We start from the raw sequence: 13,694 nt of genomic DNA, 5'->3' as shown, positions 1-13,694 counted from the left end.
CAGGCAGGAGTTGGACGCGTGGGACCGCGAGCACGGGTCGGACTCCGTGGGATAGCTACCGCGCGGTAGTGATCTGCTCGCGGTGACTCTTACGAGGCAGGCCGGTCTCGCCGACGAGCTCACGGATACGGCCTTGGTACGCGCGCACCCGGGAACGCGCGTCCGTGCGCGCCGCGTCGTCCATGGCCGCGGCCTCCCGACGCTTCCACTTCCGCACCTGCCGCTCGAAGTACCTCTGCCTCTGCGAGTCCTCGTACGTGCCCCGCGTTGCCTGCGGCTCCGGAACTCGGGAGACGCCAGGCAGGTACGCACTCACGTCGTGGCGACAATTCGGGTGCATGAGGCCGGCCGCGCGAGCCTCCGGCAGAGACCCAGCCACCTTCACGGTGACCATCTCACCGTCCTCGGTGGCGTGCTCCACCTGGACGTCCCGCACCCCGGGCCCACCCGTGCGGGCGAGGATCTTCCGCTCCCACGGACGGCACAGCGGGCACTCCTCCGGTGCCTGCGATACCAGCACCAGTTCCACCCCAGCCGCGCCAAGACGGTCGGAGTGCGCCTCGACGGCGGCCCGGCCAACTGCGGACCGCATCGCCATCTCGACGTACGACCGCAGCTCCCACGACCGGCCAGCCCGGTCGACGAAGCCGGTCACCCCGCGGTTCGCGAAGGCGTCCAGAGCGGACTGCGCGGCCTGCCGCCGGGTCTGCGCGCCGAGTGCCGGCGCTGCGGCTGCACGCGAGATGACATCGCGGTAGGTATCCATCGTGGAGCGCAGGATCCGCAGGTAGACCGGGCCGGTGTCGTTGATGACGGCGGCCGCGAGACGGTCCACGATCGGCGCGGTCGGCACAGCAGTAGCGGCGGCCGCCGCTTGCCCCACACCGAGTGCCCCCAGTTCAGCGACGGCCGCTTGCTGGCCGCGCTCGTACGCCTCGGCGAGGGCCTCGTGGATCGCCCCGGAGGCGTCCGCCTGGAGCGCGGCCAGCACCTCGTCGACGGCGGCCTGAAGGTTGCCGACGGAGGCCAGCTTCAGCTCGACCCAGACGGGACTGTCGATGCCTTCCGCGAGGGCCTGGCGCAGCTTCTGGAGGAGGACGCCCTCGGCCGCCTCGTACAGGTCGGCGACGGCGGCCGCGAGGTCCTCGGCGAGGGCTGGCGAGACGGGCACAGCCGACCACCCCCTGAGCTACGGCAGTGCGCCGGTCTGCATCGGGTCCGGCACGGCCTGCCCGGTCTCTGCCTGGATCCGCCGGACTTCAGCTTCGACCATGCCTTTGTCCCACTCAGGATGGATCATGCCGACCAGCGTCTCCGTGGACGCAGCCATCGCCCGCTTCAGGACGTCGGCCGTGTTCGCCAGCGACAGCGGGTCCTCCTGCACCGAGTCGTAGAACTCGATGTTCGGCCGCTGCGGCACCACCTGTGTGCCGAACACGTGCCGGTCGACGGCGAGGAGGGCGTGCGCTGCGTTGCCGAGGCCCGGCCGTGTCCGCAAGATCTTGCGGCCCCGGGTCGTCATCGACCGCCGCTCCTTGGCGTTGGTCTCTGTCGCAGTGATCGCGACGTCCCCGCCGATCCCGAACGTCTGCCCCGAGTAGCCAGCCGACCTGAGGATCTGGTTGACGAGCTCCTCGGCGGTGTCCCGGTGCTCCTGGACGCGGATCGCGAACTGCGCCACGGTCAGCTGCGCGCCGTCGCCGCGCGCGAGCATGTCGATGCCCGCGAACGCCTCCTGGTCAGGGTTCCAGGACGCCCCGCGACCGGGGCCGTTGGACTGAAGGTACGCGTTCGGGACGATGATGCGGCCCTTGCCGAGGCGGATGTCCCGCATCCATGAGGCGTAGGTCTCGTCGAGGGCGTCCATCAGGGGCTCAACGCCGTCAAGGTCGCTTCGTCCGAGGCTCTGGAGCGCGGTGTTGCAACGCCACCGACGGGAGATGTCGTTGGGAATGTACGAGACATCGAGGCCTTCGAACCCGGTCTCGATCAGCCCCTCTTCGGTGACAGCTTCGGCGAACCCTTCGGTCGCCGGGTGATCCTCCAACGGAACCCGGTGACCGAGCTTGGACTTCGTGCCCTGGTACAGGCCGTGCTCGATGACGCCGCGCTCGTGCCGCTCCAGGTGCCGCCAGACCTGGCCGTCCTCCTCGTGGATGACCCGCCAGAACGTCACCGCAAACAGGCGGTTCCAGCGGAACTCCGGTACGGCGCGGTCGGCGTGGACAGCGTCGAGCCACGGCCGATCGGCCATGTCGGTGTCGTACACCGGCCGTAGGTACACACCGCCCAGTGCGGCGCCGAGTTCGGCCGCCGTCTGGAGGGTGACAAGCATCCCGTCGTCGACCAGCTCGTCGAGGCGCTTCTGCGTCGCCGTGTCGCTGCCGGGGACGGTGAACTTCGGCGGCTCGCTGAAGAGGAGGTTCGCGGAGCCGCCGCAGAGGTCGCCAGCGATCGGCACATGCAGCTTGGTCCGGCGTTCGCCGGGGGCGGTTGGGGTGCCCCACCACCAGCGGGCGATCTTCCCCATGACGCCGGTTGAGTACTGGATCGGTTTGGGGTCGGGGCCGAAGCCTCCTCCGCCGGCGCCGTAGAGGGCTTCGAGGCGGTCGGGGTCGCCGCTCCACCAGGTGTCCCAGGTGTGCATGGCGTCGAGGGCTGGCTTCAGGTAGGGCGGGGGCCAGGTGACGTTACTGGTCGGCAGCGGCATCGCGTGGCCACCTCCCCGTGAGTGCGTGCCAGCAGGCCCAGAGGCGGGCGCGCCGGGTAATGCGGACGTTGAGATCGAAGGCGAGGGCGTTGTCCTCGACTCGGTGGCCGGTTGCGATGGCTCGGACTCCGGTCCAGCGGGGGAAGCCCGGGAGCGGGCCGAGACGAGCCACTACGCGGCCACCTCCAGTCGGGTTGGCAGGTATGGCCGCCACAGAGATTCGGTCGTCCGGATGCCGTACCGAAGTGCGTCGACGCTGTGGTCGTCCTGCTTGATCGGCTTGTCCTCGCCGCGCTCTGCCGCTTCGTCATCCCAGCTGTAGCCAGGCATTTCGTCGATCAGGCCCTGCGCGGACTCGTGGATGTACAGGTCGTCGGTGGACAGCAGGCTGCTGACCGTGCGGATGCCGTCGAGGACGGAGTTGTCGGCCTGGGTGACGCCGAGGACCTGGTCGCGGTGCAGCTGCTCGATGTACGAGCTCGCGGACGGGTCGACGACCGTGAACTCCGGGGCCACCCCCACCACGTTCGTACCCGGCTGTGGAACCTTCGCGAGCCAGGCGCGGCGGGCCTTCGAGTACTCGGCGTCGGTCATCTGCCGGCGCTCGCGGCGGGAGTCGTACCGGTACTCGGAGACGACGTACAGCTTCCGGTCCGCGCCCAGGCCGATCAGGACGTCCGCGTACGGGTTGACCGTGCCGTAGTCGATCGCGTCGCACAGCCAGCGGTCGATCCTGGGGAGCGTCGAGACGACGTGCCGCTTCTCGTCGAAGCACTCGTAGATCGCGCCCTCGGACTGCACCCAATGCCCGAGGATGTAGCGCCGGTACCAGAGGCCGGTGAAGTTCCGCCGCATCCGGGCCTTGTAGTCCTCGGACAGGGCAGGGTTGTCGTCCATGACGAAGTGCCAGGTACGAATGCCCAGTTCATCGGCGCGGTTCAGCCAGTCCTTCTTCGCCCAGTGGCCCGGGTTGTCCGGGTTGGTGGTCGCAAAGATCAGGGCGCCGGGGACGGACATGCGGTCGATGAGCCGCTTGAAGAACTCCTTGGGCAGGAGAGTGAGCTCGTCCACGTACGCGCCCGCGCCCGTGAGACCCCTCAACCGGGCTTCGGCCTTGGCGTCGTTGGCGGTGATGACCTCGATCTGCTTGCCGAGGATCCACGCGACGCTGGAGCCGCGGGTGTAGGAGACGAGCTTGGCGACCTCGGTGCCGACGATGCTCGGGTCCTGGAGTGGCCCGAAGACGTTGCGGGCCACGGTGTCGTAGGTCTTGCCGACGACGACCAGCTGCCCGCCGGTCGGTGCTGTCACGACGTACATCAGCCAGCGGAGCAGCGACGCGATGGTCTTGCCCGACCGGACCGAGCCCTCCCACACGTTCAGCCAGGCCGTGGAGTGCGCGATGGAGATCTCTTGCTTGTCGGACAGCTTGAGGTCAGTGGTCCCCATGCCGGGCCCGGAGCTGGTCGAAGAGGTTCGTCAGCAACGAGCCGACCTGGTCGGCGCCGCCTTCCTCCTTCGGCGGGGCGAGCCTCAGTGACCGGTCCACGGCGGTGGCGACGAGGGACATGTACGCCCGCTTGTCGCCCGGCGTCGGCTCGGGTGCCGTGTGGGTGTCGAAGTCGTGCTCTTTGCCGCCCCAGTCCCAGTACGTGTGAGGTTGATTGATCTTCGCGGCCTCGGCTTCGGCGATGTCCTGGAGCTTCACAGCGAAGGCGGCGCGGCGGGCGGCTAGGTCGGCTTGGCGGATCTCGGTGGCCTGTCGTACCTCGGCGGCCCGGGAGAACGAGAGGCCGAGGTCCTTGGCGATGGTGCTGATGGTGCGGCCGCCGCGCCCGAGGATCTCGGCGATCTCGTTGCGGCCCTTGCCCTCGGCGTGCAACTCACGTACGCGCTGGCGCTCTTCTTCGGTGACTGGCTTGGCCGTGCCCATGGCGGTCACCCCCCTGGACATGCCGAAGGCCCGCAGGATGGGATCCTGCGGGCCTTCGGTGCGCCGAGGGCGCTGGCATCTATTTGTGAGTATGTGTGTCCGGGCACGCCGGACTTGGCCCCAGGATGGATCACGCCGTCCTGGAATGCAACTAAGTCACGCCGCTACACCTTGCAGAAGCCGGACGACTTGAGCGCCTCGTTGATCTTCGCGCCCTGCTCCTCCGTCGTGACGACGTCCTTGTACGTGAAGCGCATGGACGCGGTCCAGTCGAGCCGGTTTCCCCCACCGTTGATTGCTGAGCACTGGTTACGCGCGGCGTCGACGGCCTTCTCCTCGTACTTCACGACATCCGGGGCCGCCCCGGCGAGGGCGTCGAGGAGGGCCTGGCGCTCCTTGCCCGTCGGCTCCGGCGGGATGCCGGCGCTCTTGGCCGCGTTGTCCTTCTGATCCTGCGTGACTTCCTTCTCCGTGGCGGAGGCCTTCGCGGACGGTGTGGCCTTCGCGTCGTCCGTGGCGTTGCTGCCCGAGCAGGCGGTGAGCGCGCACGCGAGCGCGGCGACAACGACGGCGGTATGACGGATGCGCATGTTCCCCCCTGGAACGGTTTCTGCGGGGCATCATGCCGCATATCCCTTGCTGTTCGGGCGGGAACTGTGGGGTCGCGCGTGACGTCTGCCTGGATGGGATGGATGTGAGGCGGAAGGCAGGACATGGGCCCATTGCAGTGGGGTGACGTGCCGACGTGGATCGGGGGTAGTGGGGCGCTCGCTGCGGCCTGGTACGCGTATCAGACGATCACGAGCCAGCGGCAGCAGATCGGTGAGCAGCAGGAGTTCATCGCCGAGCAGACGCGGTTCATGGACGAACAGCGGCAGAACCTGGAATTGGAGCGCGCCGAGCTTCGGGCATCTGCCGAGGATCGGCGAGTGGCACAGGCTCGACAGGTTCGGATGGTGGACACGCTGGTCCCTGTCGGCACAGAGGGCGCGGCGCTGCGCTCCGCCGAGGTGGTCAACGGAAGCAGCGCATCGGTTCGGAACCTGGAAGTCCGATTCGGGACCGCCCACGTCGCTGCTGAGGTCTATGAAGCGTTTGGGAGCCAGGACCGGGGACCCCTCGCCTTGGGGGAGCGATGGGTCACGCCGCTCTCGCTCCTTGGGTCAGGGAGGGCAGCGGTTTTCCGCTCGCAGTCGTGGTCGGAGACCACGGCGTACAACAGTCGGCCCACGCTGTTCTTCACGGACGGCAGCGGCGTGCGGTGGTCTCTGGACTCGTACGGAAAGCTGGAGGAAGTACCAGCCGACGGGGCGCCATGACGCCCGTCAGTGGGTATGCGGTCACGGGGCGGACGGCCGCCACTCCTCGCGGTAGCCGGGCCGGTCCGCATACGGCAGGGCAAGCAGGCGCAGTGTGAGACATGGGAATTGCGCTGGGAAGTGGTCACAGATCTGGCAGTCCTCGATGGCGCCTCCGCCGCTGCCAGTTGACCGCCGCCGCATGGGCCTGTGCAGGTCGAGCAGTTGCCGCTTGGCATCGATCTCCCGCAGCACCCGCGCCGGATCCCACTCCGCGATGTGCTGAGCCACATCCTCGTCGGGCGAGGCCTGCGGATCGACCGTAGTGATCACACCGTCGTCCATCGCGTCCTCGATGTACCAACGCGGGCCCGTCGGCCGAGCAGGCGTGCCGTACGGTGACGGTTCTGCACGCCACGTTCCGGCATCCTCGCACCACGTCGCACCGAGGGCGATCCGCTTGTCCTCGGCGAGCTGGGCGTCCAGCCACTCCACGAACTCGGCGGTCACAGGTTCCTCGCGGCCACGATGTCCGGGTCAGCATCGACCAGGGCGCGGGCCTCAGCCTGGATGTCCGGCGGCAGTTGATCGAAGGCGCCCTGATAGCTCGGCCGGGTGACACGGCCACGGATGTCGTCGGGCATCGACGCGAACGCAGCCGGGGGCATTGCCCCTGCGATGTCGCGCATCGTGATGGAGGCGATCAGGAGGGCGGCTGCGGCGTCGACGAGCGCAGCTCGCTCTGCAGGTGTGGTCATGAGTTCACCCTTCCGTGTTGCGACGGTATCCGCGACGGCCTGTCATGGCCGTCGTGACGGTCTCCCCGTACCAACGGTGCGCGGCGCCCGATGTGTCGTCGGGGGCCGGCCACCGTCCCTTGGAGCGGTCGGCGCGGATCGTCGCAGCGCTGACGCCCGTCATGGCCTCGATCTCGCGCGCGGTGTAGAGGCGGCGGGGTTCGAGCTCGACGGCCTGGCGCTCGAAGTGCTCGGCGATGACGCGGTCGACGGCGGCGGGGTCGTAGATCTTGAAGCGGCCGCGCTTCCCGATGGGGGCGGGCCAGGCGGAGTGGCGCGACCACTGCGCGCGGAGGGTGTCGTACGCGCGGCCGTGGCGGGCGGCGATCTCGGGCAGGGTCTCGCCCTGCGGTGGGCTGTCTACCATGGTGGTCCGGCCTTTCTGGCTGGGTGGGACCGGCAGGTTTTCGCGAGCACCCCTCGGGGTGTCTGGGCTTCGGCCCGGGCCTGCCGGTCGCGTTCTGTGCTTGGAACGGGGGCCGCCCCCGGCTGGCTGCCGGGGGCGGTTGGGTTGATCAGCTGTCCAGCTGATCCTTGATCCATCCGGCGACCACCTTGGCCGAGTCCTCGGCCATGATCAGGTTGGCCAGGGCGGACTGGACGCGGACCTCGTGGAAGTCCTGCGTGAGGAGCCCGTAGAGGTCGATCGCCGCGAGCCAGAAGACGCAGGACGCGAAGAGCTCCGCCTGCACCTCCTCCGGCATCGGCTGGTCCTCGACGATCTCGGCGACCCGGCGGACGGCCGGGATCACCTCGACGTTGGAGACGGAGCCGATCGGGAGGACGATCTTGACCGGGAGGCTCGTGCAGAGCAGGGCGATGGCGGTGTAGATGTCACCAAGGCGCGAGGCCAGGTAGCCCATCGTCATGTCCTGGGAGTCAGCCATGTCCGGCTTCCTTCCTGTGTGGGTGGTGGGTTGGGGTTCGCGGCCCCTTCCCGGTTACGAGATCCATTGTGACATGTTGATGTATTGAATTGCAACACCCTTGGGGAAGGAAACGGCCCCACCCCCACGCCAGGGAGCAGGGCCGCAACCAGGCGTCAGGACAACTGCCAGCCAGACAGGCGATCATCCGGGCCGACCTCGGCCGTCAGGCGCTTCCCAGGCAGCTGCCGGGCCGCCAACCCCACCGCCTTGGCGATCTCCGCCGCCGGGTACCGGACGGGATCCACCGCGTCTCCAGCATCCGCCACCACCTCCGCCTGCTCGCCCACCAGGAGCAGGACCTTGACCTTCACGCGCTCGCTCATAGCGTTGTCCCCGGCTCGTCGTGCACGATGCCCTGCTCGATCTCCCGTGCGCGGCCCTCGCGCTCAGCCTCTTCGCACGCCTCGCACTCGCCGCACTCTTCCTCAGGCGTCACCGCGCCGCAGTCCGGCGCGAACTCGGTGTCTTCACTCATGGTGCTCATCTTCCTTTCGCTGGGTTCGGGTTACTCGCAGAAGTGGCTGATCGGGTAGTAGCCCCCGCATGAGGCGCAGTAGTACAGCGGTTGCTGCTCGTAGCCGAGGGCGGCGAGGAGGCGTCGGATCATGAGTCGTTCACGTCCCCCTTGCCCAGGGCTGTCGGACGGTTCCTGGCAGCTTCTGCGAAGAAGCGGTCGACGAGGTCTTCGAGGTGGGGGGAGGCGCTTACGAGCCGACCGCCTTCACCAATGGCCTGTACACGGATCCCCTCTCCAGCTCCCTCCCCGCGGCCGTTGTCGGTGTTGTTGTTGTCGCCTGGCCTGCAACAACAACCGCCACCATGGGTGTCGGTGACAACGGGAGAGGGTGCAGATGGGATGTCGCTCTTATGCACGCCCGGGCCGTTCCCCTGGCTGGTGCGTACGGCCTTCCACTTGATGCCGGCCTCGTCCAGGAGCTGCTTCACGACCTTTGTGTCGGGGAGCTTCTGGTCGTCGCGGAGGCGGGTGAGGAGGACGCCGTTGTCGTCGCCGACGAGACGGCGCAAGGCCTCGCCGACGTCCGGCGCAGGCCTCTCCTCCGCCTCGTCGGCATCGCTGGCACGACGAGATCCAAGCCATGCCCTCCCCTTCTGCCAGGCAAGGCAGGCGAGCACCCCCGCCACGGAGTAAGCGACGTACGGGGCCACGGTCACGATGGCCTTCAGGGCCAGCACGGCGACACCGGCGAGGACCACGGCAACGCATCCGCCAGCAATACGGCTGGGCGCCTCCGCTTCGGCCTCTCCCCCGGCCTTCTCCTTGGCCGTCGTCTCCTCGGTCATACGATCGCCCCGTACAGGCCGTCGCCAGCCCAGTTCACAGCCTGCGCGAGCGGCACGGCCGCGAGGCCCGCAATGCCTGCGCTGGTACCGAGGGTGATGCCGCACCACATGCCCATGAACAGGTCGTTACGGCGGTCGGACACCTTCAGGGCGGCGCACATGGTCGCGGTGAGGATGAGGGTGATGCCCGCGCCGGGCTGGGTGAGCGGCAGGTAGGAGACTCCGGCCGCGCTGGTCCCGCCTTGACCGCCGACTCCCCAGACGAGGGCGACGTCGCCGAGCCAGGAAGTGATCCACAGCGAGGAGTCGGCGGCCCAGCCGACGAGGCCGCCGATGCTGAGGACGGCGAGGACGCCGTAGCACCAGGCGAGGACGAAGGGGAGGAGACGGGCGAGCTGTCGGAAGGGGTCGGCGCGCAGGGTCTTGGCGCCGGGCCACCACTTCACGAGGGTGTAGGCCAGGATGCAGAAGCCGATGGTGACGCCACCGATGGTCACGAAGGTCACAGGGGTTCCTCAGCGGAGGATGGCGACGCCGAGCGCCGCGAAAGTCAGGATGAGCGCGCACGTCCCGGTGATTCGGGGGACGTCGCGAGGGGTGACGAGCACCAGGCCGACGAAGGCCACCAGCACGCACACGGCGCAGAACACGCCGAAGACGGCGATCACGACGGTGTGGTGGCTACGCGGTGAACGCGACAGGGGCCGGCGGCAGGGCGGCGAGGTGTGGCTCGTGCTTCTCGATCTCGGCCCGCAGGGTGCCCCGGATGAACCCGTCGGACAGGTCCGGGTATCCGGCCGAGATGATCGCGGTCCGCATGGCCTTCGTGCCCGGGCGGGTGCCCGCGTCGTACAGGGGGCGGATGACGGAGCACCGCGGGTCGTTGTACTGGGACGGCGCCGAGGGCTGCGGTGTGGCGGCGGAGGCCTGAGCGACAGGCGGGGTGACGATCGGCAGGAGCTGGGTCCCGGCAGGCACCACGGGCTGCCGCTTGACGGGTGCTGCGGGCAGCGCCGGGGCCACGGGCAGGTGGGCCTTCGGCGGGTCAGGCGGCGTGACGGGGGGCGTCACCGGCTGCTCGACGACCCTGTCGACGCTGGTCACGGTCGTCACGGGCGCCGCGACAGAGTCCAGGGTCGCCAGACGGGTACGAACGGCGCTACGCAGCGTCCGCCACGCCTGTGCCGGGAACATCACCCAGGCCAGGAGCGGGATGTGCGGCATGCGCTCGGCAATCAGGCCGCGGGCGGCACGCTGCTCGTCGCGGACATCCCGGCGATGCAGTTCGAAGAGGAGCTCCACGGCGAAGGAGATGGAGGCGAGGCCGACACCTGCGACCGTGCCGCCGACCACCTTGCCGTGCGACCAGTTCAACAGGCCGGACACGGTGACGAAGGCGAAGACGGCGAGGCGGGCGAGGCCGGCGGGGGTGCCGCGCTCGATCGCGCGGCGCGCGTACTGGGCGCAGAGCAGGCCAGCGAGGTCGAACATGAGGGACAGGCCGAGGGCGAGTTCCTGGTCCATGCCCCAGGCGGTGAGCTTGGCGCTGATGGACCAGGCGGCTGCGGCGAGCATCATCACGAGGACGATGAACCAGGCGACGCGGACGCTGCCGCCGAGGCGGCGGGTGGGCGTCGGGGTGGTCTGGGCGGGCGTGGGCGCACTAGGGTGCAGCTCAGCCATAGGAGGTCACTCTCCGATGGTTAGAGCCCTGGCGGGAGTTGGAGTCTCCTTGCCGGGGCTCGCTCTATTTGGAGGTGACGCCCTACGGGGGGCATCTGCCGTCCATGACGGTACCGCGCGGAGCGCTGGTGGTGCTACAGAGTCAACGACGCATCGGGTTGACGGGCGTCACAGCCTGGCCGACGGCAGCCGCATAGCCTCCCGTGGGGAGGAAACCGGGAGGCGCGGCGGGCCCTGCCGAGTGAACGGCAGGGCCCGACAAGGGGAGCCATCACCCGGGGGTTGGTTCCGGATCCCGCACCCACACCATGCACCACAAACCAGCCACCGTGATAGGTAGCGGCCGAAATTTGTCTCCCAGCACTAGACGACCAATTGGCCCCTGTGCGGCGGGTGTGTCCAACGACGGACGGGCTGACGGGCGTCATGTCGGGGCACGGCCGCTTAGGATCCGTGTTCGTGGCAGACATCGCCGACGAATTGATCATGATGGAACGTTCCGCCGAAGAGGAGCGCGAGAAGCTCGCTGGCCTCGACGGTGAGGAGTATGCCGAGCAGTGGCGACGCTGGCGCAAGGCGGCCGAGACCTTTCAGGCCGCGGTGACCGAGTACGCCGCGCGAGAGGATCCGGGCATGTCCAGGTACGACCTGGAGATGGCGGTGAAGGTCGCCGTGCGGCATCCCGAGGAGGCGGCGGCCGCCTAGATGGAGTGGTGTGCGAGGCCCCTGCGCGTGTGCGCGGGGGCCTCGTTGCGTCCGGGGTCGTCGTGGTGGGCATACCGCGCTAGATTCGAACGCGTGAACGAAAAGCCTCGCCCCGACTACCTCGCCCGTCTCCGCGTCGTCGACGCCTACCTCCGCCACCAGCTCGACCAGATCGGCCGCTGGATCGCGGAAGAGGAACGCAAGGTCGCCGCCGCTGAGGCACGGAGACCACCCCCACCCCCGCCGGATTGGCTCATCGAGCGGGGCATAGGTGTCGGCCGGCCCCCGATGTACGTGCACGTTGGGGACTGCCACATGGCCCGGGGGATGCGTCGCGGCGTCGACCAGGCGCAGGCCCGGCGGGCGCTCGCCGAAGGAGTCGAAGCGTGCTCGCACTGCCGCCCGGACACGGCCCTCGGCATCGTCGAGTGAGCGCACAGATGCGGGCCCGGCGCGTACAGCCGACGATGTGGTCATGGCGAGCGTCATGCCGGTGATCGTGTACCCGCCGGACGAGGAGGGCGGGCGCCGGGTGCGCGTGGACGGGGAGGTCCTGGGGCGGGCGCGCTCGTTGCGGGACATCGCGGAGTTCCTGCGCCGGGCTGGCCTCGACGACGACGTGGACGCGGCGTACGTGCGAGCGAGCGGACTCATCGAGTGGCGCGGCGGAGGGCCGGAAGCATGGGGACCGGAGGCATGAAAGCGCCCTGCCATCCATCGTGGATGACAGGGCGTCGAGGGTCAGACAGCTCGGAAACCTAATTCTGACTGTCCTTCTTCAGGAAGGTGGCGACGCTCATCCCGATGCCGAAGGCTGCTGCTGCGGCGACAGTCCCGGTGCCAGTCGCGGCGTAGAGACTCAGGTCGCCGACATTCGAGGCGAAGATGCCAGCCGCGAAGCCTATGTTGCCAGCTCCAAGCGCGAAGGACGTGACGAGCATCGCGCGCGATGCGGGGGCATTCTGCGGGGCAGGCTGTGTACTGTCCACTGTGGGTCCAGTTCTCTTGCAGGGACACGAGACCCCACCAAGGCCCGCCGGCAGTGCTGTGAGAGGTAGCGCCGGCGGGCCTTCGCGGTTGAGAGAAATCTTGGACGCCCCGACCGGCAAAGGCGAATCCGATCTAAGGATTTCGCGACCTCTGTGGTTTATCCCTCAGTTCTCATAAACCCCTTCCCTGCGGCTTTTCGCCACGTTTAGACTCTTGCGATTCGAGTGGACAAAAGGCTATAAAAGCCCTCAAATGTTTTAATTCACTCCTGGAATTTTCGTGCGCTAAGCTCGCCTAAATACTGATAAATATGGCGAATCTCGGTGAACGCCTCTATCGGCCCCGGTCCCGAGTGCCAAACCACACGGCAGTGCCCGTTATGGGTGACCCGAGCGCATCCCCAGAGGCTCAAGCGGCGGTCGTCTTCTCGGTCCAGGTGCGGCCGCAGTCCGTGCAGCGGACGACCGGAGCTTCCCCGTCCCCGCCCTCGACGACCAGCTGGCCCCCGCACGGGTGCGGACACGGGTGCGGTACGGCCTCGACGCGACGGGCGTCACCGAGGGCCCGACGCATGAGCTCGCTGGCCATGCGCGCGACCTCGACGATGGCGCCGCGCTCGCCGTCGTCGAGTCGCCGGGCCGGACCGGGGCGGTCTGCGAGGCGCGCGGCGAGCCAGGCCGCGGCCGCCGTCGCGGTGCGCTGCCCGGTGAAGCGCCACCGGGCCGGGTCCGCGGCGTCCTTCGCGGCGAGCAGCACCGCCGCCTTGTGCGCCTCGTCTCCCCAGCCCTTCCCGTTCGGGGCCTTGACGGGCTCGCGCTGGATGCGGGAGGCGAGCCAGTCCGCAGCCGTGACGAGACCCGTCTCGACGGTCGTCATGACGTCCAGGACATCCACGTCGACGGGGGCCGGGCGAGGCCCGGGGGCGTCCGGGTTGCTGTCGGCTCGCTCCTCGGCGAGCTCCTGGCGCTCCTCGTCGGACATGAGCCGAGTGATGCCCATGGCCGGCGGCCAGCTGGTGGTGGGCCGGGTGCCGGCACGCTCCTCCAAGGTGGACCAGCGGTCGACGACCGTGTCGAGGTGTCCGATCGGGCACTCGGGGTGCGGGTGGATCTCTCGGCCTGCCTCCTCGTAGCAGAGGCGGCAGGCGAGGAGGCGGGGCGGCCGGTAGGCGCAGTCGGCCTGGCAGGTGGTGCAGTGGCTCTTGCGGGTGTCGTGGGCGTCCTGGGGGTGGTTGCAGGCGCCGCAGGTATTGGGCGGGGTGGGGGTGGTGGCTGCGGTCACGGTGCTGCTCCGGTGTCTGGGTGGGGCGGTACGGTGATCACTGCCGGGGGCGCGCTGGTCTGGCGA

At 69.0% G+C, this 13,694-nt stretch carries 21 protein-coding genes; 4 read left to right on the top strand and 17 right to left on the bottom strand.

The window, feature by feature from the left end; all coding sequences use genetic code 11:
- Positions 1-55: 55 nt before the first annotated feature.
- From RM704_RS10580 to RM704_RS10560, 5 genes are all read right to left on the bottom strand, one after another.
- Positions 56-1,171, bottom strand: a complete 1,116-nt coding sequence (locus tag RM704_RS10580; RefSeq protein ID WP_033530624.1) for a phage minor capsid protein — start codon at positions 1,169-1,171, stop codon at positions 56-58.
- Positions 1,172-1,189: 18 nt separating this feature from the next.
- Positions 1,190-2,710, bottom strand: coding sequence for a phage portal protein (locus RM704_RS10575; RefSeq protein WP_033530623.1), 1,521 nt, complete (start codon positions 2,708-2,710; stop codon positions 1,190-1,192).
- Between the two features lie 171 nt (positions 2,711-2,881).
- A complete protein-coding gene (locus RM704_RS10570; RefSeq protein WP_033530622.1) occupies positions 2,882-4,159 on the bottom strand; it encodes a PBSX family phage terminase large subunit in 1,278 nt (425 codons plus the stop codon).
- Complete coding sequence (locus RM704_RS10565) at positions 4,146-4,664, bottom strand: helix-turn-helix domain-containing protein (protein WP_311590493.1); 519 nt, start codon at positions 4,662-4,664, stop codon at positions 4,146-4,148. The genes RM704_RS10570 and RM704_RS10565 overlap by 14 nt, the downstream gene beginning before the upstream one ends.
- 143 nt (positions 4,665-4,807) lie before the next feature.
- Complete coding sequence (locus RM704_RS10560; protein ID WP_033530621.1) at positions 4,808-5,233, bottom strand: hypothetical protein; 426 nt, start codon at positions 5,231-5,233, stop codon at positions 4,808-4,810.
- Positions 5,234-5,380: 147 nt separating this feature from the next.
- On the opposite strand from RM704_RS10560, the gene RM704_RS10555 reads away from it, so the two are divergent.
- A complete protein-coding gene (locus RM704_RS10555) occupies positions 5,381-5,962 on the top strand; it encodes a hypothetical protein (protein ID WP_157856779.1) in 582 nt (193 codons plus the stop codon).
- Between the two features lie 21 nt (positions 5,963-5,983).
- Here the strand turns inward: RM704_RS10555 and RM704_RS10550 are convergent, their stop codons facing one another.
- The 10 genes from RM704_RS10550 to RM704_RS10505 form a co-directional block, all read right to left on the bottom strand.
- Positions 5,984-6,451 (bottom strand): DUF6221 family protein, encoded by a 468-nt coding sequence (locus RM704_RS10550; protein WP_052146367.1) that lies wholly within the window; start codon positions 6,449-6,451, stop codon positions 5,984-5,986.
- Positions 6,448-6,699: a hypothetical protein gene (locus RM704_RS10545; protein WP_033530619.1), complete on the bottom strand. Its 252-nt coding sequence runs from the start codon at positions 6,697-6,699 to the stop codon at positions 6,448-6,450. Before RM704_RS10545 ends, RM704_RS10550 begins: the two co-directional genes overlap by 4 nt.
- A 4-nt stretch (positions 6,700-6,703) precedes the next feature.
- Positions 6,704-7,105: a helix-turn-helix transcriptional regulator gene (locus RM704_RS10540; RefSeq protein ID WP_033530618.1), complete on the bottom strand. Its 402-nt coding sequence runs from the start codon at positions 7,103-7,105 to the stop codon at positions 6,704-6,706.
- 148 nt (positions 7,106-7,253) lie between these two features.
- Positions 7,254-7,625: a hypothetical protein gene (locus RM704_RS10535; protein ID WP_052146366.1), complete on the bottom strand. Its 372-nt coding sequence runs from the start codon at positions 7,623-7,625 to the stop codon at positions 7,254-7,256.
- A gap of 155 nt (positions 7,626-7,780) precedes the next feature.
- Positions 7,781-7,990: a hypothetical protein gene (locus tag RM704_RS10530; RefSeq protein ID WP_033530617.1), complete on the bottom strand. Its 210-nt coding sequence runs from the start codon at positions 7,988-7,990 to the stop codon at positions 7,781-7,783.
- Positions 7,987-8,142, bottom strand: a complete 156-nt coding sequence (locus tag RM704_RS10525; protein ID WP_157856778.1) for a hypothetical protein — start codon at positions 8,140-8,142, stop codon at positions 7,987-7,989. The genes RM704_RS10530 and RM704_RS10525 overlap by 4 nt, the downstream gene beginning before the upstream one ends.
- A gap of 128 nt (positions 8,143-8,270) precedes the next feature.
- A complete protein-coding gene (locus RM704_RS10520) occupies positions 8,271-8,969 on the bottom strand; it encodes a hypothetical protein (RefSeq protein ID WP_033530616.1) in 699 nt (232 codons plus the stop codon).
- Positions 8,966-9,475, bottom strand: a complete 510-nt coding sequence (locus tag RM704_RS10515) for a hypothetical protein (RefSeq protein WP_033530615.1) — start codon at positions 9,473-9,475, stop codon at positions 8,966-8,968. Before RM704_RS10515 ends, RM704_RS10520 begins: the two co-directional genes overlap by 4 nt.
- A gap of 9 nt (positions 9,476-9,484) precedes the next feature.
- Complete coding sequence (locus RM704_RS10510) at positions 9,485-9,637, bottom strand: hypothetical protein (RefSeq protein WP_192829795.1); 153 nt, start codon at positions 9,635-9,637, stop codon at positions 9,485-9,487.
- Positions 9,638-9,650: 13 nt separating this feature from the next.
- Complete coding sequence (locus RM704_RS10505; RefSeq protein WP_052146365.1) at positions 9,651-10,652, bottom strand: DUF2637 domain-containing protein; 1,002 nt, start codon at positions 10,650-10,652, stop codon at positions 9,651-9,653.
- 459 nt (positions 10,653-11,111) lie between these two features.
- Here RM704_RS10505 and RM704_RS10500 point away from each other — a divergent pair, with 459 nt between their 5' ends.
- The 3 genes from RM704_RS10500 (at position 11,112) to RM704_RS10490 (ending at position 12,057) form a co-directional block, all read left to right on the top strand.
- A complete protein-coding gene (locus RM704_RS10500) occupies positions 11,112-11,357 on the top strand; it encodes a hypothetical protein (RefSeq protein WP_311590492.1) in 246 nt (81 codons plus the stop codon).
- 93 nt (positions 11,358-11,450) lie between these two features.
- A complete protein-coding gene (locus tag RM704_RS10495; protein WP_033530820.1) occupies positions 11,451-11,789 on the top strand; it encodes a DUF6233 domain-containing protein in 339 nt (112 codons plus the stop codon).
- Between the two features lie 43 nt (positions 11,790-11,832).
- Positions 11,833-12,057, top strand: coding sequence for a hypothetical protein (locus tag RM704_RS10490; protein WP_033530614.1), 225 nt, complete (start codon positions 11,833-11,835; stop codon positions 12,055-12,057).
- Between the two features lie 58 nt (positions 12,058-12,115).
- On the opposite strand, the gene RM704_RS10485 is transcribed toward RM704_RS10490, so the two are convergent.
- Together RM704_RS10485 and RM704_RS10480 are read right to left on the bottom strand one after the other, a co-directional pair.
- Complete coding sequence (locus RM704_RS10485; protein WP_033530613.1) at positions 12,116-12,298, bottom strand: hypothetical protein; 183 nt, start codon at positions 12,296-12,298, stop codon at positions 12,116-12,118.
- 457 nt (positions 12,299-12,755) lie between these two features.
- Positions 12,756-13,628: a hypothetical protein gene (locus tag RM704_RS10480; RefSeq protein ID WP_033530612.1), complete on the bottom strand. Its 873-nt coding sequence runs from the start codon at positions 13,626-13,628 to the stop codon at positions 12,756-12,758.
- Positions 13,629-13,694 lie beyond the last annotated feature (66 nt).

This window comes from Streptomyces gottesmaniae (genome assembly GCF_031845845.1).
Taxonomy (GTDB): Bacteria; Actinomycetota; Actinomycetes; order Streptomycetales; family Streptomycetaceae; genus Streptomyces; species Streptomyces akebiae.
Note: the sequence above shows the minus strand (reverse complement) of the source record. Positions and strands in the feature narration are given on the sequence as shown.